The 20,344-nt window shown below is 36.9% G+C and carries 14 protein-coding genes; 1 reads left to right on the plus strand and 13 read right to left on the minus strand.

Annotated features, from left to right (window positions below):
• Window positions 1-43: 43 nt before the first annotated feature.
• The 10 genes from mqo to MR062_RS15835 all read right to left on the minus strand — a co-directional run bounded on the left by mqo (window position 44) and on the right by MR062_RS15835 (window position 17,328).
• The gene (gene mqo, locus MR062_RS15790; protein ID WP_242206023.1) at window positions 44-1,393 is read right to left on the minus strand and encodes a malate dehydrogenase (quinone); all 1,350 of its coding nucleotides are present in this window, start codon (window positions 1,391-1,393) and stop codon (window positions 44-46) included.
• Window positions 1,394-1,724: 331 nt separating this feature from the next.
• A complete protein-coding gene (locus MR062_RS15795) occupies window positions 1,725-3,845 on the minus strand; it encodes an amino acid permease (RefSeq protein WP_242206024.1) in 2,121 nt (706 codons plus the stop codon).
• A 382-nt stretch (window positions 3,846-4,227) separates the two neighbouring features.
• Window positions 4,228-5,001, minus strand: a complete 774-nt coding sequence (mazG, locus tag MR062_RS15800) for a nucleoside triphosphate pyrophosphohydrolase (protein WP_242206025.1) — start codon at window positions 4,999-5,001, stop codon at window positions 4,228-4,230.
• Between the two features lie 86 nt (window positions 5,002-5,087).
• Window positions 5,088-7,355 (minus strand): aconitate hydratase, encoded by a 2,268-nt coding sequence (locus tag MR062_RS15805; RefSeq protein WP_242206026.1) that lies wholly within the window; start codon window positions 7,353-7,355, stop codon window positions 5,088-5,090.
• A gap of 236 nt (window positions 7,356-7,591) precedes the next feature.
• Window positions 7,592-10,369 (minus strand): bifunctional aconitate hydratase 2/2-methylisocitrate dehydratase, encoded by a 2,778-nt coding sequence (locus MR062_RS15810; protein WP_242206028.1) that lies wholly within the window; start codon window positions 10,367-10,369, stop codon window positions 7,592-7,594.
• Window positions 10,370-10,619: 250 nt separating this feature from the next.
• Window positions 10,620-11,783 (minus strand): acyltransferase family protein, encoded by a 1,164-nt coding sequence (locus MR062_RS15815; RefSeq protein ID WP_242206030.1) that lies wholly within the window; start codon window positions 11,781-11,783, stop codon window positions 10,620-10,622.
• Window positions 11,784-11,966: 183 nt separating this feature from the next.
• On the minus strand, window positions 11,967-12,920 hold the full coding sequence (locus tag MR062_RS15820; protein ID WP_242206032.1) for an AAA family ATPase: 954 nt from the start codon (window positions 12,918-12,920) through the stop codon (window positions 11,967-11,969).
• A 3-nt stretch (window positions 12,921-12,923) separates the two neighbouring features.
• Entirely contained in the window at window positions 12,924-14,375 is a 1,452-nt protein-coding gene (locus MR062_RS15825) for a peptidylprolyl isomerase (protein WP_242206034.1), read from the minus strand.
• Window positions 14,338-15,192 (minus strand): peptidyl-prolyl cis-trans isomerase, encoded by an 855-nt coding sequence (locus MR062_RS15830; protein ID WP_242206036.1) that lies wholly within the window; start codon window positions 15,190-15,192, stop codon window positions 14,338-14,340. The genes MR062_RS15825 and MR062_RS15830 overlap by 38 nt, the downstream gene beginning before the upstream one ends.
• Before the next feature lie 186 nt (window positions 15,193-15,378).
• Window positions 15,379-17,328 (minus strand): peptidylprolyl isomerase, encoded by a 1,950-nt coding sequence (locus tag MR062_RS15835; protein ID WP_242206038.1) that lies wholly within the window; start codon window positions 17,326-17,328, stop codon window positions 15,379-15,381.
• Between the two features lie 141 nt (window positions 17,329-17,469).
• On the opposite strand from MR062_RS15835, the gene MR062_RS15840 reads away from it, so the two are divergent.
• Complete coding sequence (locus tag MR062_RS15840) at window positions 17,470-17,715, plus strand: hypothetical protein (protein ID WP_242206040.1); 246 nt, start codon at window positions 17,470-17,472, stop codon at window positions 17,713-17,715.
• A gap of 37 nt (window positions 17,716-17,752) precedes the next feature.
• Here MR062_RS15840 and guaB read toward each other — a convergent pair whose 3' ends face one another.
• The 3 genes from guaB to MR062_RS15855 form a co-directional block, all read right to left on the minus strand.
• Complete coding sequence (gene guaB / locus MR062_RS15845) at window positions 17,753-19,225, minus strand: IMP dehydrogenase (protein ID WP_242206042.1); 1,473 nt, start codon at window positions 19,223-19,225, stop codon at window positions 17,753-17,755.
• Between the two features lie 73 nt (window positions 19,226-19,298).
• Window positions 19,299-19,793: a hypothetical protein gene (locus MR062_RS15850; RefSeq protein WP_242206045.1), complete on the minus strand. Its 495-nt coding sequence runs from the start codon at window positions 19,791-19,793 to the stop codon at window positions 19,299-19,301.
• Window positions 19,794-20,321 carry an FMN-binding protein gene (locus MR062_RS15855; RefSeq protein WP_242206047.1) on the minus strand — a complete coding sequence of 176 codons (528 nt, stop codon included), beginning with the start codon at window positions 20,319-20,321 and terminating at the stop codon, window positions 19,794-19,796.
• Window positions 20,322-20,344: the final 23 nt, after the last annotated feature.

Consider the following 20,344-nt stretch of genomic DNA (forward strand, 5'->3'; position numbering starts at 1 on the left):
AAATATAAAAATGCCTCTATTTAATAATAGGGGCATTTTTTATTTAAAAGCTTTTTGCCATCACCTGCTTCATCACAGAATAAGAAGTTGACGCTCCTGGCGAAGCTCCCAATAAAGCTGCAATGGATTTATCTTTGGAAACAATAATTTCTGTACCAAACTCCAACTTACCAAACCCTTTCTTGTTTCGCTTTATAATTTGAACTCGTTGTCCAGCAACCACCATTTTCCAGTCATCATTATCTGCATTAGGGTAAAACTCCCTAAGCATATCCATTCTGTCCTTAAAGGTTAGCCGTACTTGTTTAATTAAGTATTTTACCAAAGGTAAATTTTGATATCCAGCTCCCAATAAACTCATAATATTATCAAACTCTACAGACCTTGGCAAATCGAACATGGAGCCATGTTTTAAAAACTTGGTCGTAAACCCTGCAAAAGGGCCAAACAATAACTCTTTACGTCCATTAATAACTCGTGTATCCATATGTGGAACAGACATTGGTGGCGCACCACGTTTAGCCTTTCCATACGCTTTGGCATGATGTCTTTCTATAATTTCTGGATTTGTACAACGCAGCCAAAGACCACTTATAGGAAAACCTCCATAACCTTTAGATTCCTTTATATTTGCTTTATCCAACAAGGGTAGAGTACCTCCGCCGGCACCTATAAACACATAATTGGAAACAATTTTCCAATGCTTCCCTACATTCTGTCCTTTTACTGTAGTGAGCCAACGTTTATTATCTGTTTTTTGAAGGTTATAAACATTGCTATTATTTAGCAATTCAACATTTTTTTGCTTTCCTAAAAAACGAAAAATCTGATCTGCTATTTCACCAAAGTTTACATCATATCCATTATTGAAATAAGTTGCAGCAATATCTTCCTTATCAGATCGTCCTTCCATCATTAAGGGCAACCACTCTTTTATTTCATCCTTGTTATTAGAAAACGCCATACCACTAAAATGAGGGTATTCTTTTAAAATACGCCAGCGTTTCTCTAAAAAGGCAACATTCTTTTTGCCTTGTACAAAACTAACGTGAGGAACCTCATTAACACATTTAGACAAATTATTAATGTACCCTTTTTCGGCACAGTACTTCCAAAAATTAAATGTCTCTTTAAATTGTTCCGAAATTTCAATAGCCTTCTTAATATCTATTTCCCCTTTCTTTTCTGGAGTGTAGTTTAGCTCACAATTACCCGCATGTCCTGTTCCTGCATTGTTCCATGCCTCTGAACTTTCCTCTGCCATCTTAGGAAGCTTTTCTATTATGGTAATTTTTTTTCCGGGAAACTTTTCGAAGAGTAAAATAGCGAGGGTAGCACTCATGATACCCCCTCCAATCAAGACAAATTCTGAATGTTTTATAGTCTGGGCCATTTTAAAATATGCTTATTTAAAATCGCCTGCAAAGATAAACGTTTCCCAAAGTTCTTTAAATTTTAGAAATGCCTATTTATTTTATTTGTGAATAAATGAAATAATTGAAAAATTATTAAAAACCCATCAAAACTTAGCATAAAAAACTAAACATTATAAAACCACTAGAGTTGCTTAGCCTCTTACCAAAACACACCTCTTTTGCCCAATACTATTCTTATATTTCTAAGTTGAATGCTTTTAAGGCTTTAGAAACCATTGTTTTATTTTACACCTGCCAAGTAAAGTCCTATTTTAATCATTACATTTTATCCTGTACTTACTTAATGTTTCACCATTTTTCCTTTTCAGAACTAATATATCCCCTAAATAATTTTGAAATGGATTTAGTTTCTCCTACGATAGTAAGAATATCGTCTTCCTGTAACAGAGTAGATCCATTAGGTGTAAATGTCTTATTCTTCCTTTCAATTAAAGCTACCAAAACATCTTTAGGCAACTGCACTTCCATTAACTGACGACCAATCATATCACTTTGTGACGTACCTTTTAACAATTTCACACTAACAAAGTTCTCATTTTGCAATAGGTATTCCTTTATTTCTCTATGACTATCCATAGCTATCAGATCTTCTACGACCCCATCTCTTTCTAAAATATCAACCAACCTAGACAGCATTCGCAACTGTTGCTTTGGTTTTTCGTCTGAATTAATTAGGAAACAACAAATGTGTATTGGCAACTTTTCTTCTCTATTATTTACTGGTATCTCCCCAGAAATAGCCATCTTGGAAACAACAATTTGCATGGAAGGGTGTAAAACATCTTTATATTTAGCATTAAAAACCAAAACCCCAGGCAAGGTTATTACTGTATCATCAAATAAAGACTGCATGAACTTGTCTTTTATACTTTTTTTATTCTTCTGCAATTCGGTTTCAAAATTATTGGACACTTTATCTAAAACCTTATCAATATCTATTGGTTTTTTTAGCATACTTATTTTGGAGTTAATCACCGTTTCATCAAAGGGATCTCCCTGGCGAAGCCCTTTTTCTTTTAAAATGGTCATTAATTCATTTTCCAATTCATCATACTGGTATTTCCCTAAAATCGCAAACCAATGAAATATAGCACCTTCTCGTTTTACTTTTCCCCTAGAATGAAAATGATACCAAATAAAACTCATAATAACAATGCCTGCTGTAAAAAGAATAGGCATCCATCCCAAATAAATAATTAGTATAAACGAAATAACGATTCCAATAATTTGCATAAATGGATAAAAGGGTGATAAGTAACCTGGGTCGTATGACTCTATTTTACTTTTCCTAAAAACAATGACTGAAAAATTGATGAATATAAAAATGAGTAATTGGAATGTGCTGGCCAATTTAACAATGCCTTCTTCTGACAAAAGCAGGATAAACAAAATAATAAATGCCGTTGTTAAGAATATGGCCATTACGGGTGTACCTCTACCTCCAATTTTAGACAAAACGGCTGGCAACAATTTATCCCGCCCCATTGCAAAAGGATATCGGGAAGCTGATAAAAGACCTGCATTTCCAGTAGAAGCAAATGCGGCAAGCGCTGCTAAGGACATTAACAATACCCCAACATTATCTGGTAGCCACTTAAACATTTGTGATGCAGCTACAGCGGCTGGTGCCATTTCTTTAGCAAATATTTCTGGATCGATAATGGCAACCATAATAAAAACACCCAAACCATAAATGAGTCCTGTTACAATTAAAGACAGAACCATTCCCAAGGGAATATTTTTTTCGGGGTTTTTAATTTCTTCAGCAACACTTACGATTTGGGTGAGCCCCAAATATGAAACAAAAACGAAACCTGCCGATGTAAATAATCCGCCTACACCATCAGACAAAAATGGTGTGAACTGAGCATTAAGAGCTTGCTTACTTATGTTGGTTCCAAAGCATATTGAATAAACACCATCAACAATAAAAGCAATCAAAATAACCAGCAGCGATGTTACAAATACCTTCTGGAATGCAGAGGTTTTTTTTGCCCCGACCAGATTTAAAACCATAAAAAACAGTGTGGCAACTATCGCTACAGTTTTGGTTGGAACCTCCCAAAATATAGCTGCATAAGCTCCAATACCTATAATTGCAAAGGCGGTCTTTAACATCAAGGCAAAATAGGTTCCAAGACCTCCTATAGTGCCCATTAAAGGACCGAGGCTTCTATCTAGAAAAAAATAGGCTCCACCAGATCGTGGCAAAGCTGTTGAAATCTCTGCAATACTAAACATTGAAGGGAGTATTAAAACTCCAGCTAACATATAGGCCAAAAATACAGATGCCCCTGTATAATGAGATGCTATTCCTGGCAGTAAAAAAAAGCCTGAACTAAACATAGCTCCTGTACTAATAGCAAAAACATCAAACAACCCTAACTCTTTTTTTAATCTCTTTTTCATAACCTAACATTCCAATCTGGAATAGTTTATTACTAATCTGTTTAAAAGATAAGAAAAAAGAAATTATCTTGATTTGATGGAATAAGATTTTACAATGAATTATACTTGGTATGTTTAAATTTTAACTTAAACACCTAAGCCATTAATCCTACATATGTTGTTTGTGTTACCCCAACTTTTTAAATAAATATTTTTTTAAAAGAACTATCTAAAAACAAATTATGGAGTATTTTGCTCGTTTCATTTCGACAGGCTCAACGCAGCACATTTTTATTTAAGAGCTAAAACGGAAATCCTGTTGATAAGATTTTTTCCCTTCGAATCCCCTCAATAACACAAGGTAAATGCCCCCTTAGAAAGAACATAGAGGCCTCATATCCGGTTATAGAGTCTTGGCCTCTTCCCAAAACACATCCATTTCGGCCAAGGTCATTTCTTTTAAAGGTTTATTAAGGCTTTTGGCTTTACTTTCCAAGTATTGAAACCGTTTTGAAAACTTCTTATTGGTTCGTTCCAGTGCATTTTCTGGATTAATATTTAAAAAACGAGCATAGTTGACCATAGAGAACAACACATCGCCAAATTCACTTTCTATGGCGTCTTTATCTCCAGCCTTGACCTCTGCTTTAAATTCATTGAGTTCTTCCTCTACCTTTTCCCATACTTGGTTAGGTGCTTCCCAATCGAAACCTACACCTGCCACTTTATCTTGAATTCTATTGGCTTTTACTAAGGCCGGCAAACTTTTGGGCACACCTTCCAACACACTGGTTTTCCCTTCTTTTAATTTTAATTTTTCCCAATTACGCTTTACATCCTCTTCATTTTCTACTTTCACATCACCATAAATATGGGGGTGTCTATCCACTAACTTGTCGCATATGCTGTTACATACATCGGCAATATCAAAATCTTGGGTTTCACTTCCTATTTTAGCATAAAACACGATGTGCAACAAAACATCTCCCAACTCCTTTTTAACTTCATCTAAATCATTATCTAAAATAGCATCGCCAAGTTCATAGGTTTCTTCAATGGTTAAATGACGTAGCGACTCCATAGTCTGTTTTTTATCCCATGGGCATTGTTCGCGTAACTCATCCATGATGGTTAAAAGTCTATCGAAAGCTTTAAGTTGTTCGGCTCTAGTATTCATAAAAAGTGCTTTAAAATCATTGCATAAAAAAAGGCCTGCCAGGAAAAACCTAACAGGCCTAAATATAATCTAAATCATTAATTTTATTAAGCGTTTTGCTTTTTAATTAAGTTCAATGCAGAACCTTCTTTATACCATGCAATTTGCGCATCGTTATACGAATGATTTAATTTGATGGTATGCTTTGTACCATCGGCATGAACCACTTCCAGGGTTAATGGCTTATCTGGTGCAAATTCATTTAAATCCAAAAAGTTGAAGGTATCATCTTCCTGAATTAAATCGTAATCGTTTTCATTGGCAAAGGTTAACCCTAACATCCCTTGCTTTTTAAGGTTAGTTTCATGTATTCGAGCAAACGATTTTACAATAACGGCCACCACTCCTAAGTGTCTTGGCTGCATAGCTGCATGCTCACGTGAAGACCCTTCACCGTAGTTATGATCCCCAACAACAACGGTTTTTATCCCGGCCTTTTTATATTCTCGCTGTACATCTGGCACACCGCCATACTCTCCCGTTAGTTGGTTCTTAACGAAATTGGTTTTTTGATTGAAGGCGTTTACAGCGCCTATTAACGTGTTGTTGGCGATATTATCTAAATGCCCTCTAAAACGTAACCAGGGTCCCGCCATAGAAATATGATCGGTAGTACATTTACCCAAAGCCTTTATTAATAGCTTCGCTCCCGTAATTGTATCTCCTATAGGCTCAAACGGCGTTAACAGTTGTAAACGCTCCGAATTGTCCTTAACTTCAACCTTAACATGGCTACCATCTTCTTCTGGTTCTAAATAACCATTATCCTTTACTTCAAAACCTTTAGGCGGTAATTCCCATCCTGTTGGTTCGTCTAACATAACTTCTTCTCCATTTTCATTGATGAGCTTATCGGTTAAAGGGTTAAAATCCAAACGCCCTGCTATAGCTATGGCAGCGGTTAATTCTGGTGAGGCCACAAAGGCATGTGTATTAGGATTTCCATCGGCCCGCTTGGCGAAGTTTCGGTTAAAGGAGTGTACAATACTGTTCTTAGGTGCGTTTTTAGGGTCGCTGTAACGTGCCCATTGTCCTATACATGGGCCACAGGCATTAGTGAATATCTTGGCATCCAGTTTTTCAAAAACTTCAAGAATGCCATCGCGTTCGGCTGTGTAACGCACTTGCTCAGAACCTGGGTTAATACCAAACTCGGCTTTTGTTTTAAGGCCTTTATCCAAAGCTTGTTGGGCTATGGATGAGGCACGGGATAAATCTTCATATGATGAGTTGGTACAAGACCCTATTAATCCCCACTCCACTTTAATTGGCCAATCATTAGCTTTTGCTTTTTCATTCATGGCTTTACCTACTGGTGTGGATAAATCTGGGGTGAACGGTCCATTTAGTAATGGACTTAACTCTGATAAATTAATTTCAATAACTTGATCGAAATATTGCTCAGGGTTAGCATAAACCTCTGGATCTGCCGTTAAATAGTCTTTCACTTTATTTGCTGCATCTGCCACATCTGTTCTGTCGGTAGCCCGTAAGTAACGCTCCATAGACTCGTCGTAACCAAAGGTAGAAGTTGTAGCGCCTATTTCGGCCCCCATGTTACAGATGGTTCCTTTACCCGTACATGACATAGCCGTTGCCCCTGGTCCAAAATATTCTACAATGGCTCCTGTTCCCCCTTTTACGGTAAGGATTTCGGCCACTTTTAAAATCACATCCTTTGGGGCTGTCCATCCAGACAATTTTCCTGTTAACTTAACCCCAATAAGCTTAGGGAATTTAAGTTCCCAGGCCATACCTGCCATAACATCCACGGCATCGGCACCACCTACTCCAATGGCCACCATGCCCAGTCCTCCGGCATTCACCGTATGCGAGTCGGTACCAATCATCATACCTCCAGGAAAAGCATAGTTTTCCAAAACAACCTGATGGATAATTCCTGCTCCTGGTTTCCAGAAGCCTATACCATATTTATTGGAAACGGATTCTAAAAAGTTAAACACTTCGCTACTTACATTATTAGCATGTTTTAAATCTATTGCTGCGCCTTCTTTAGCTTGAATCAAGTGATCGCAATGTACCGTAGTAGGCACTGCCACCTTACTTTTACCTGCCTGCATGAACTGTAACAAAGCCATTTGAGCCGTCGCATCTTGGCATGCAATTCTATCTGGAGCAAAGTCTACATAATCCTTGCCCCTTACAAAAGCCTTTGTTGGATTTCCATCCCATAAATGGTTGTATAAAATCTTTTCTGAAAGTGTTAATGGCTTACCAACCACCTCACGTGCTTTATCCACTCGTTCGGCCATTTGGTCGTAAACACCCTTTATCATATCAATATCAAATGCCATAAAATCTTGTGTTTATTTCAATTTATTTTGTCTCCACAATATACGAAATAACTACTCGATTGAAAAACATAAAGTTCCTTGGTTTGTAAAACAAAACATACATCAATATAGGGCATAAAAAAAGTCCGAGTTTAAAAAACTCGGACTTCTATTTAGACTCCCCTTTTCATGGGGATGGCAATTTCAACGGAACCCTCGATACAAGTAGTGAGAAGCTCTTTTAATTATGCTTAGGTTTATTTTACCAATTGCTTTTGCGATGGCGCAAATCTAGTTAAAACAATACCATCTACAGCGGTTTCATACTCTTCCATAGTTGGCGTTCTTCCTAAAATAGTAGAAAGTACAACCACAGGTGTAGATGACAATAATGATTCTCCTTTCTTCTCATTGGAATCTTTTACCACTCTTCCTTGGAATAAACGGGTTGATGTCGCCATTACCGTATCACCTGGCTCTGCTTTTTCTTGGTTCCCCATACATAGGTTACATCCCGGACGCTCTAAGTACAACATGTTTTCGTACTTGGTACGTGCCGCTGCTTTAGGGGCGCTATCATCAAATACAAATCCTGAGTATTTCTCTAGTACTTCCCAGTCACCTTCTGCTTTTAATTCATCAACAATATTGTATGTAGGAGGAGCTACTACCAACGGCGCATTAAACTCTACTTTTCCTTCTTGTGCCTCAATGTTTTTCAACATTTGGGCTAAAATTTTCATATCCCCTTTATGTACCATACAAGACCCTACAAAACCAAGGTCAACCTTTTTAGTTCCTCCATAGTATGAAAGCGGACGAATAGTATCGTGGGTATAACGCTTAGACACATCATCGTTGTTTACATCTGGATCTGCAATCATTGGTTCTGCAATCTCATCTAAATCAACAACCACCTCTGCATAATACTTAGCATTAGCATCTGGTCTTAAAGCCGATTTTATTCCTGTTTTAATTTCTTGGATTCTCGTGTTCGCTTTATCTACTAGGCCTTTAAGAACTTGCTTAGCATTATCCATTCCCTTATCAATCATGATTTGGATACGGTCCCTTGCAATTTCTAAAGATTCAATTAAAGTCTCATCTTCTGAAATACAGATAGACGCCTTGGCTTTCATTTCAGCCGTCCAGTCTGTAAATGTAAAGGCTTGGTCTGACGTTAACGTACCTATATGCACTTCTATAACTCTTCCCTGGAATACGTTTTCTCCACCAAATTGCTTTAACATTTGTTGTTGCGTTGCATGCACCACATCTCGGAAGTCCATGTAACTTCTCATATTTCCTTTAAAGGTTACCTTAACAGATTCTGGAATTGGCATAGTAGCCTCTCCAGTAGCCAAGGCTAAGGCTACGGTTCCTGAATCGGCTCCAAAAGCAACCCCTTTAGACATACGCGTGTGGGAGTCTCCACCAATTATGATAGCCCAATCGTCAATAGTAATATCGTTAAGTACCTTATGAATCACATCGGTCATAGCATGGTACTCCCCTTTTGGGTCTCGTGCTGTAATTAAACCGAAATCATTCATAAATTTCATTAGCTTAGGAATGTTAGCCTTAGACTTATCGTCCCAAACCGAAGCGGTATGACACCCCGACTGGTAAGCTCCATCAACAATTGGAGAAATTGTTGTAGCTGCCATGGCTTCCAATTCCTGCGAAGTCATTAAACCAGTAGTATCTTGCGAACCTACAATGTTCACTTCAACACGAACGTCCGATCCTGCATGCAAGGTTTTACCCGGTGTAGTTCCAACGGCATTTTTATTGAATATTTTTTCTACAGCAGTAAGCCCTTGACCTTCTATAGAAATTTCTTTTGAAGGGGCGTAAACTGTAGGCGCTTCAACACCTAGAACGCCAGCTGCAAATGTTTGTAATTTTTTCCCAAATACAACTGCATACGAACCACCCGCTTTAATAAACTCCATTTTCTGGGGCGTAAGCGCTGCAGAGATGTCTTTCAATTCTACATCCCCGTTGTATAGTTTTTTTGTTTTGGTATTGATGGTTAAAACTGTACCTGTTTCAACTGAATATACTTGTTCTAAAACAGGATCTCCATTTTCATCTACAACGGTATTGCCTTCTGCATCGGTTTTCTTAACCCAGTTTTTAAGGTCTATTCCGATTCCACCAGTTACGCCAACAGTCGTTAAGAAAATTGGGGAAATACCATTAGTACCAGCAATAATAGGCGCTATATTAATAAACGGAACGTATGGACTGGCTTGAACCCCTGTCCATAATGCCACGTTGTTTACACCAGACATTCTAGAAGAACCTACTCCCATTGTACCTTTTTCGGCAATTAACATCACACGCTTTTCTGGGTGTTGTGCTTTAAGCTCAGAAAGTGCTTTTTGCATGTCCTTATTATGCTCAAAAATACACTGACCATGTAACTCGCGGTCCGATCTTGAGTGTGCATCGGCTCCCGGTGAAAGTAAATCGGTAGAAATATCACCTGTTCCCGCAATAAAAGTTACGATATCAATTTTTTCGTCAACCTCTGGCAGTTTAGTAAAAAATTCTGCCTTGGCATAACTTTCTATTAATTCTATGGCTATGGCATTCCCTGCTTTATATGCTTCTTCCAAACGAGCCGTATCTGCATCGTATAAAAATACTTGTGTTTTTAAAACTTCTGCAGCTTGCTTAGCTATTACCTCATCTGTCCCCAATGCTATATCTAAAAGCACTTCAATAGAAGGACCTCCCTTCATGTGCGATAGCAATTCAAAAGAAAATGTTGGCGTAATTTCCTCTACCACCACATTACCCAGAATAATTTCTTTTAAGAACTTAGCTTTCACACCTGCTGCTCCTGTTGTTCCCGGAACAACATTATAAATGAAGAATTTAAGTGAATCTTCTCTATATGCATTATTGGTGTCTTTAATTTGCTCTATAATTTCGGCGATTAATGCTGCGCCTTCTATAGGTTTAGGGTGTAAACCTTGAGCTTGTCTTTGCTCTATTTCTTTAAGATAATCTTGATAAGTGTTCATAAAAGAAGTTATTATGATTTTTATGGACTCGTTAAAGATTAACACGCTATCTGTACAGTTAACCCGAACAGATATCACATGTTATATCAAAGCCCTTTTAATTTAGTTTTTTAAGCCCAGCAAAAGTACTGATTTTATGCAAAGTTTTAAAAATAAACCCTTAAGAATGCTATGCCAACCATACAAATTTATTATAGTTATATTATAAATTAATATGATTGAATTTTTACTATTTTTTAGGAGTTCAAAATTATTTTTTAACAATTTTAGTCTTGAAAAATTGCTTAATTCTGAACGCATCCCTTAAATTGGTTAAAGGTCTTTCAAAATAAATATACACCCATTTGGACAAGACATAGGTTATTATTAGATAAGCAAGCACAGAAATAATACGTTGCAATACATTTAAACTGCCAAAATCTAGAAGTAGTTGCATTAAGTACAACACAAATGTATAATGTAGCAGGTACATCGCATACGAATATAAACTGACTCTTTTTATCATCTCTGCCAATCTTTTTTTAGGAGGATTCAAAAAGTAAAACAGGGGTAACATTAGGCAAATAGCTATGGAGTTAAGGGGCAAAAGCAAGACATTCCAAAAGAAAGGCAGTTTTTCTATTGTTCCGCCCAACAAAGGCATTACCATCAAAACAAAAAAGCTTAAAGTTATTCCAAAAAAGAAAAGCACTTCTTTTAAACGTTCTATTTTTGTTTTATACTTATTGAAGTAATACACCAAGATAAATCCATAGAGAATAGCATCCAACCTATAAACCACTATTGCTTTCAAATTGGAATTCCATAAGGATACAGATTGCTCTACATCAATTGTTGAGAGGTAATAATAACATTTAGAAACAAAGAAAAGTAAGACCAAAACAATTGAAGTTTTCAAAAACAATGTGTCTTTTTCTTTTCTATTTTTAAATAGTTTAGAAGCAATATAAAGGCCAATTGGAGCTAATACATAAGCATATTCTTCTACCGACAAGCTCCACGATTCGGGAAAAAACGGGATATGGGATTTATTAAAATTCTGAAGAAAAAACACATATTTCCAAAGGCTGTCGGGTAATCCATAGCCCACTACTACAGCTATAAGAATATTGACCACGAGCATTAAAAAATACAGAGGCAATGTTCTAAACCAACGCCTTACCCAAAAGTAAACCAAGGTTGTTCTAGAAAAATAAGTGGCATTAAACAAACGCATGAGAATGCCGCCAATGAGAAACCCACTGAGAACAAAAAAAAGCTCAACACCTTGTATTCCCATTAACTGCACAACCTGCAAATGGTATCCTTGAAAAATATAAGTAGTATGGGACAGGACTACCATAGCAATTGCTATTGCCCTCATTACGTCCAGACCAAATATTCTATTTGTTTTATTTGAATATGTTGAACTCATTTAGACTTTTTCGATTGGCTATAAAATTGCTCTTTTTTGCACATTCTTTGTCTTTTTCTTCTTCCGTAGCCTTGCTATGCAACTCAAAAAAACCTTCAACTGTACAAAAAATACCTAATTTTCGCTTCAATCCAAAAAATCTAAAAGAGTCCATTGAAAACAGGCATCAATGTACTACTTTTTTTAAAACAAGTTTTCTATAATTTGATTTTCGGTAATGCCTTCGGCTTCGGCTTTATAATTTTTGATGATACGATGCCTTAAAATACTATGGGCTACAGCCTGAACGTTTTCCATATCTGGAGAAAACTTACCATTAATGGCTGCATGTGTTTTAGCAGCCAATATTAGGTTTTGCGATGCCCGTGGTCCCGCGCCCCAATCGATGTAAGTTTTTACCAAATCGGTAGCAGAAGGGCTATCCGGTCTTGTTTTTCCAACCATGGATACCGCATACTCTATAACATTATCGGCTACTGGGATACGGCGTATTAAATGTTGGAAATCAATAATTTCCTGTGCTGTAAACAAGGCGTTTACTTTCTGCTCTTCATCGGCTGTTGTTGTTTTTACTACCTGTACCTCTTCTTCAAAAGAAGGATAACCCAAATTAATGGCAAACATAAAACGGTCCAACTGAGCTTCTGGCAACGGATAGGTCCCTTCTTGCTCGATAGGGTTTTGGGTGGCCAATACAAAATAGGGCAAACTTAACTTATAATGATGTCCTGCCACAGTTACGGCACGTTCCTGCATGGCCTCTAATAAAGCGGCTTGGGTTTTGGGCGGTGTTCTATTTATTTCATCGGCTAAAATGATATTTGCGAAAATGGGACCTTTTATAAATTTAAAATGGCGGTCTTCATCTAGTATTTCGCTTCCTAAAATATCACTTGGCATTAAATCTGGTGTAAACTGAATACGTTTAAAGTCCAGCCCTAAAGCCTGGGCTATGGTATTTACCATTAATGTTTTAGCCAAACCAGGTACGCCTATCAATAAGGAGTGTCCACCAGAAAATATGGAGATTAATATTTGGTCGATCACTTCATCTTGACCAACAATAACCTTGGCTATTTCTGTTTTTAAATGGTTGTAGCGTTTTACAAATTGTTCTATGGCAGCAACATCAGACATGTATTATTTTTTTAACCAGTTACTAGAAAACTCACAATCTCTATAGGCTCCACCTATTTTAATGTAGGTATCCATGATCTTTTCTGCTTGCCATTTTTCTATAGCCTTAAGTTTCTTTTCATCTTCGGCCAATCTTTTAATTTTCAAAAAATCCTGGGCATAATCGGCTTCATGCTCATCCACTCTATCGGAAACTGTCAAGATGATAAATTTAATATCACCCGTCCTTTCTTGATCTGTTAACACTAAACTTACTTCTCCATCTTCCAAATTTTGTATTTGAGCATATAATCCTGGGTCCATTTTGGTTAGTTCAAAATTATAATCTTGTGTTTCTGGATTTATCAACAGTCCACCTTCAGCACGGGTTTCTTCTTCATCACTAGCTTCCCGAGCCGCATCGGCAAAAGAAATATCACCGTTAACAATACGCTCTCTTACTTTTTCCAATCGTTCTTTTGCCTCTTGAACTGCTTCATTGGATACTTTGGGCCTTAACAAAACATGGCTTACATCGTACTCTTGTCCTCTAATTTTTAACAATTGAATGATGTGAAATCCAAAATCGGTTTCAAACGGTTCCGATATTTCCCCTTCTTGTAAAGAGAAAGCCACTTGCCTAAATTCTTTAACCATTCTTGGTTGCTTTCTATTTAGGGTGTATTTATATCCTGATTGCTTTAAGCCTGGGTCTTCACCATATAAAATAACCTTAGAACGAAAACTAGCTCCATTCTCCTCGACATCGGCCTTAAATTCTTTAAGTCTGTCTATTACTTTTTGTTTTTCTTCTTCTGAAACTTTAGGCTTAGCTACTATTCGGGCTACTTTTAATGTGGTACCAAATGTTGGCCGCTTATCCTTGGGAATGTTATTAAAAAACGTTCTTACTTCCTCTGGCGTTACCTCTACCTCTTCAATAACTTTGGCCTGCATACGTGCAGCCAGTGTATTGGCTTTATTGATTTCAAACATTTCGTCCCTAAAACTTTTTTCGTCATCCTTTTTATAGAATTCCAAAAGCCGTTCCATAGAGCCATTAACTTGCTGTAAAAATTGCTCGATTTGATAATCTACCTGTCTTCTTATTTCGGCATCGGAAACCTGGATACTATCCTGAATAGCGTGGTGCGCATATAGTTTATCTTCCAGAAGTTTACCCATTAACTCACAATCTGTAATGTCTTTGGTATTATAACCTCCAGCTTCCAATTGTATTCTGTTTTTGGGGATATCGGACTCTAAAATAATATAGTCACCCACAACTGCCGCTACACCATCTACCTTAGTGGCATTAGCTGTATCGATTTGTGCTACTGGTTTTGCTTCTTCTTTCTTTTCGTCTTCTATAACTTCTTGGGCAAATGTTATGTTTACAGTAAATATAGCAACACCTACAACTGCTAGTAACCTTAAATTATTTATAAATCTCAAATTGCTTATTTTTAATTGCATCTTTAGTAATGTCTTTTTCTATTTGCTTGATTAGCTCTAATTTCCTTTTATTAATAACGATTTGATCGATAGTGGGTTTCACATACTCCAATGGTGCTGTTTCATTACGCAAAAGCACATCGTTAATTTGCATCAAATATACTCCTAATGAATCTTTGAGTTGTATAAAATTAGATTTTTTTAACAATTCGGCTTTGTTCCCAGCATTTAAAACAGGTATCTTATCTATAACCTGACCTGCTTTTACCCAAATAGAATCGTTTAATGAATAGGATTTAAACTGAATGGAAATGGAATCCAGTTCTTTTTTGTCTTCGGCATTAAAACGTTTAAAACGTTGTTCTATGGTTTTGAAATTATTAATACTTTCTACCACATGAATGTACCTAAACTTAACCAGTTCTTCATTTAATTTGAAAATATCCTTGTTTTCGTTATAATAAATTTCAGCTTCATCATACCCTACTGCGGTATCTACACTTCTACTAACCAAAGCTTCCAAATAGGCCTTGGCATACAGATCGTTTTTATATTGGTTTACCAATCTGTTGAAGGTTTCTTGTTTGGTTTCGCTTAAATTAAGTTTAGCCCCATCAAACAATAACTGCTGGGTTGCCCAACTTTTAATATAATTTTGCACCAACAGTGTACTATCTGCTTTCGAGGTCCCTTCTGATATTAGGTCTTTTATATCGTCTTCATACAAAAAGGAATCGTTTACACGTGCAATTGGAATACGATCGTCTGTTTTCTTAAAAAAAGAACACGATGCAAGAACGACACTTATTAGCGTTATGATCCAAATTCTTAATTTCACTTATGTTTCCTGTTATTATTAATTAGCTATAGGCTAATAATTATTTGTTATTTGGGGTTATTATTATTTAATTTTCAACTTCTTGCTTTTATTCTTGCTAAGATGCTTAAGTTGCAAATATTATCTTATGTTATTATCAACCATATCCACTACTGTTAACTGCGACTGTTCACTGATCACTGATCACTATTTTTCCCTTACCTTCTCTTTTACTTCATTTAAAACCTTGTCATCTATAATTACTTTATACTTCTTACGCAGCTCCTTAACCCATTGCATTTCCTTATACTCTTGATAGTCACTAATCACCGCTCCTTTAGCATCTTCAAATGCTTTTAAAGTTTTTGGAAGCACCTCTTTGGTTTGCACTAATACATATCCTGAATTATGCTTATAGATTTTAGACAATCCTTTTTTAAACTTGTAATCTTTTGGAAGTGACTGATGGCTCGCCTCCATAATACCTTGGGTAAAGATAACCTCTATATTATCGTTACTGTTCACCAGTTTTTTTATTTGGTCTACTGCCATACCCTGCTCCAGTAACTTGCCCACTTTTTTAAGCGGCTTTTGCTTAGATGATGATGCCACCAAAGCGTCTATTCTTTCTGGTGCACTATAGTTTGCTTTATGGGTTTTATAGAAGTTTTGAATTTCTGTAGAATCATTAGCAGCATTCCAAATGGTAGATTCCATAAGATCAAATAGCAATAAACCATCACGGTATTCGTCAACGATATGGGCAAATTCTTCATTCTCGAACTCTAAATGATCTTCCTTATATTTAACTAAACAGCTATTTAAAAATGCGTTATAGTGTTTAGCAACCATAATTTTAAATGGTTCCCGCTTTTGTAAACCTCTTTGGCTTTTTAACAAGTACAGTCCAAAATCGTTATATGTAAACTGCTTATCACCAATCTTAACAAGTGGTTTGTTCAGAGTAAAATCTTCTGGAAGCTCCCAAGTTCTTTTAAAATAGTTATCGTTTAGTATAGATACAAAATAATCTAACGCTGGTTGCTTATCACTAATTTGGTATTGTTTTTTTAGTTTACTGTACAAAGCCTCATCAATAAGCCTAGACCTATCATCACGTTTTACCATGGCTTCCAGTTCGGGTTTTAAAACCTCAAAAGGCGCTACAGGGATCTTGCCATAAAGCTTAACAATATGCCATCCGAATTTAGTTTTAAAGGGTTTAGACACATCTCCTATGTGTTCCAATGAAAACGCAACATCTTCAAATTCTGGTGCACTTAACTGTCCGCCTGAAAATGGTTTTAACCGACCTCCATTTGGAGCCGAGCTTTTGTCATCCGAAAACTGTTTTGCCAAAGCTTCAAAATCTTCGCCTTGATTTATTTTTTTATAAATATCGTTAATTCTTGCCTCGGGATCTCCATTGGCATCCTGACTATTTAGTCCAATCATAATATGGGCAACGGTACGTTCTCCCCTGGACTTTCTTTTATCGAACACTTTAACGATATGATATCCAAATCGGGTTCTAAACGGTTGGGAGATTTCACCAACAGGTGTATTATAAGCGGCATTCTCAAATTTATAGACCATTTTAAACCCAGTAAAATAGCCCAGTTCTTCTCCAAAAATGGTTTGTCCGTTATGCACCTCCTGTCTCACTGTGTCGAATCCTTCATTAAGAGCACGCTCCCTTAACTTTAGTATTTGGTTATACGCCGCTAACGTATCTTGCGGACTCGCATCTTTATCTACCCTAACCAAAATATGGTTAGCCTTAACATCGTTGGAAACACGCTCGTAAGCCTCTTTAACCAATGCTTCGGTAACCTTGGCATCTGAAATAAAACTATTGGCCAATTGCTTTTTATAGGTAGCTAGCTCGCGCTTGTAACTCTCCTTTTCATCTAAACCCAAAGCCTTAGCTTCCTTCAATTTTAACTTATAATTGGTAAAAAGAGTAAGGTATTCGTCCACATCTTTTTGGGATTCATCCTGAACCAAGTCAAGGTTTTTGTTATAAACCCTCAAAAACTCTGAAACATATACCGGTTCTCCATCAACCGAAAAAAGAATATCCTCTTTTGGTGTTTGGGCCTTACTTCCTAGAATAAAAAACAGAACTACTAAAACTGAAAAATACTTAAATTTCATTTTGATTACCAACTTTTAAGCGAGTCACAAAAATAGCAATATATACCTATAATACAAGTTGTTTAACACAACGTTTAAATTGGTTTTATAGTATACTCTGTAATCTATAAACCATTATCTTTAAAATTCTAAAATCAATATATGAGACAATTAAAACTGATTTGGGACTTCCGTGGCCCCAATGCCCAAAAAACAGCGGTACACCATGAAATTCATTTAAAAGAATATATAACCGCGGAACAACTGGATATAAGCCTTACTGGAGTTGAATGCTTGAACGACCTTCACGCCATCGCTTATCTAGTGGTAGATGAAGCTATGATGAAACCCATTCGTGATGCCTTGAAACCGCACAGAGGACAAGTATATACTAAAAAACACGACTGAATTAGTCGTGCTTTTATATGGTTATGCTTAAATAATTCTATCTTGAATAGTTAGGCGATTCTTTAGTGATAGTAACATCATGCGGGTGACTTTCGTTAATACCACTTGCTGTTATTTTTACAAATTGTCCCTTTTCTTTTAATGTTTCAATATCTTTTGCACCACAATAGCCCATACCCGCTCTTAAGCCACCTATAAACTGATGGATGCTCTCATACAAGTCTCCTTTGTATGGTACGCGTCCCACAATGCCTTCGGGAACTAATTTTTTAATATCATCTTCAACATCTTGGAAATAACGGTCCTTGCTGCCTTCTTTCATGGCCTCTACAGATCCCATACCGCGGTAGGACTTAAACTTTCGTCCTTCGTAAATGATGGTTTCCCCCGGAGATTCTTTAGTTCCTGCTAATAGTGAGCCTAACATCACACAATCTGCTCCTGCTGCAATTGCTTTTGGAATATCCCCTGTATAACGAATACCTCCATCGGCAATTACTGGCACCCCAGTTCCTTTAATCGCTGCGGCCACTTCCAATACTGCTGAAAATTGAGGAAATCCAACTCCTGCAACAACCCGCGTTGTACAAATAGAACCTGGCCCAATACCTACCTTTACGGCATCGGCTCCAGCTTCAACCAAATATTTAGCGGCTTCGCCTGTAGCTATATTTCCTACTATAACGTCCAACTGCGGAAACTTAGCCTTTATCTCTTTTAAAACACCTACCACGCCTTTGGTATGTCCGTGTGCTGTATCGATCACAACAGCATCAACACCTGCATTAACCAAGGCAGCTGCCCTATCAACTGCATCTGCCGTAACACCTATGGCTGCGGCAACACGCAAACGTCCATATTCGTCTTTGTTGGCGTTTGGTTTCTGACTTAACTTTGTAATATCCCTGAAGGTGATAAGCCCTGATAATTTAAAGTTATCGTCAACAATAAGTAGCTTTTCAATTTTATTAGCCTGCAAAATGGCTTCAGCATCCATTAAAGAAGTACCAACAGAAGCAGTAACCAAGTTTTTACTTGTCATTACCTCCACAATAGGTTTTTTGTTATCATGCTCAAAACGTAAATCTCGATTGGTCACTATACCTTTTAATGTCCCATCATTATCTACAATAGGAATCCCTCCAATGCCATGTTCTGCCATAGATTGTTTTGCTTCGATGACCTTAGCGGTAAGAGGGAGCGTTACAGGATCCATGATCATACCACTCTCAGCGCGTTTCACCCGCCTAACTTTAAGCGCCTGCGCTTCAATGGTCATGTTTTTATGAAGTACGCCTATACCGCCTTCTTGTGCCATAGCTATGGCCATTTTACTTTCGGTAACCGTATCCATTGCAGCCGAAATTATTGGCACATTAATGGTAATGTTACGTGTAAACTTTGTTTGAATATTTACTTCTCGTGGTAAAACTTCAGAAAATGCTGGTACTAAAAGGACGTCGTCGTATGTAAGGCCTTCCCCTACTATTTTGTTTTGATGTGCAGTCATGTGCAATTACGTTATAATTGCGTGCAAATTTACATATTTTTTTTGATTTGGCTTATCTAAAAACCAATCTATTTTAAGCCACTTTTTTTTGAAGCAATTGGTACAAAATAACAAAAGTCGCCAGAGCAAAGGTAAGCGTCATTAAAATCCCTGAAAACATAACGATGTATTTCATCCAAAGCAGTTCTTTCCATAGCAAATAAAGTCCGCCAAAGGTAAATACAACAGAAAAAAACGGCTCTACAATTAAAAACAATTTCAGTTTTTTGGGAAGCTTGGTAATGGAAACCAATATGCCTAATAAAAAGAAGATAATGGACATAGACAGCACATGGTTATGAACCAGGGTTAGCATTTCCTGTTCACTTTTTTTAAAGTGCATCACATCTGCATTGTCGTCATTCTCATTACCTAAATAGTGTTCTTCTATACCATTTGGATTTGTTGAAGAGGTTTCGCCAACAAATAATAGACCCGTATAAAAGCCAATACTCAAAACTATTACAAATGCGCCTATTAATAGTTTAATCTCTTTTGGAAGTGTAAATATTAGCCCGTTTAACTGCATTTATAATATGTTTTTGGAATCGAGTATTTTAAGGGATTGCAATAAATTATTCATTGCATTGGTCATAGAACGCACCGAAATGGTTGCTCCTGATATGGCTACTATGTTATCTCCATATTTAAGCTCGTCGCCCTTTTTCTTCCCAATAAATTGTTTCAACCAACGTCTACTACCTATCTCCCCTCCGTAATCTTCTCGGTAAATCAACACTTTGGATTTTAGTACAATTAAGTCTTTATCCAATAACACCAAATAATCGAACTGAGCTGTTTTACTGGGGGCTTTTGCCACATAGGCATAACCTAAAAGTCCATCATTTACTGTAATTTTAAACAAGTTATCATCACCAAATTGGGAGGGCAAATCCTTTTTGTCTGCATCTGGAATACTAACATTTGTAAACTGGAACGTTTCAATATTAAATGTATCCTTTATGGTGGCATTCACTTTCTTCTGAATATTTTTTGGCAATCCGAAAGCAAACGAAACAACCGTAACCAATATTATTGAAAACTGTTTAAAACTCATGTGGCAAAAGTATTGAATTATTT

It is taken from the genome of Aestuariivivens insulae, from assembly GCF_022662195.1.
GTDB classification, from domain to species: domain Bacteria; phylum Bacteroidota; class Bacteroidia; order Flavobacteriales; family Flavobacteriaceae; genus Aestuariivivens; species Aestuariivivens insulae.

What these genes read in the sequence shown, in the direction of transcription:
- mqo (WP_242206023.1), bottom strand. Translation starts at nt 1,393, where the DNA reads ATGGCCCAGACTATAAAACATTCAGAATTTGTCTTGATTGGAGGGGGT.
- MR062_RS15795 (WP_242206024.1), bottom strand. Translation starts at nt 3,845, where the DNA reads ATGAAAAAGAGATTAAAAAAAGAGTTAGGGTTGTTTGATGTTTTTGCT.
- mazG (WP_242206025.1), bottom strand. Translation starts at nt 5,001, where the DNA reads ATGAATACTAGAGCCGAACAACTTAAAGCTTTCGATAGACTTTTAACC.
- MR062_RS15805 (WP_242206026.1), bottom strand. Translation starts at nt 7,355, where the DNA reads ATGGCATTTGATATTGATATGATAAAGGGTGTTTACGACCAAATGGCC.
- MR062_RS15810 (WP_242206028.1), bottom strand. Translation starts at nt 10,369, where the DNA reads ATGAACACTTATCAAGATTATCTTAAAGAAATAGAGCAAAGACAAGCT.
- MR062_RS15815 (WP_242206030.1), bottom strand. Translation starts at nt 11,783, where the DNA reads ATGAGTTCAACATATTCAAATAAAACAAATAGAATATTTGGTCTGGAC.
- MR062_RS15820 (WP_242206032.1), bottom strand. Translation starts at nt 12,920, where the DNA reads ATGTCTGATGTTGCTGCCATAGAACAATTTGTAAAACGCTACAACCAT.
- MR062_RS15825 (WP_242206034.1), bottom strand. Translation starts at nt 14,375, where the DNA reads ATGCAATTAAAAATAAGCAATTTGAGATTTATAAATAATTTAAGGTTA.
- MR062_RS15835 (WP_242206038.1), bottom strand. Translation starts at nt 17,328, where the DNA reads ATGAAATTTAAGTATTTTTCAGTTTTAGTAGTTCTGTTTTTTATTCTA.
- MR062_RS15840 (WP_242206040.1), top strand. Translation starts at nt 17,470, where the DNA reads ATGAGACAATTAAAACTGATTTGGGACTTCCGTGGCCCCAATGCCCAA.
- guaB (WP_242206042.1), bottom strand. Translation starts at nt 19,225, where the DNA reads ATGACTGCACATCAAAACAAAATAGTAGGGGAAGGCCTTACATACGAC.
- MR062_RS15850 (WP_242206045.1), bottom strand. Translation starts at nt 19,793, where the DNA reads ATGCAGTTAAACGGGCTAATATTTACACTTCCAAAAGAGATTAAACTA.
- MR062_RS15855 (WP_242206047.1), bottom strand. Translation starts at nt 20,321, where the DNA reads ATGAGTTTTAAACAGTTTTCAATAATATTGGTTACGGTTGTTTCGTTT.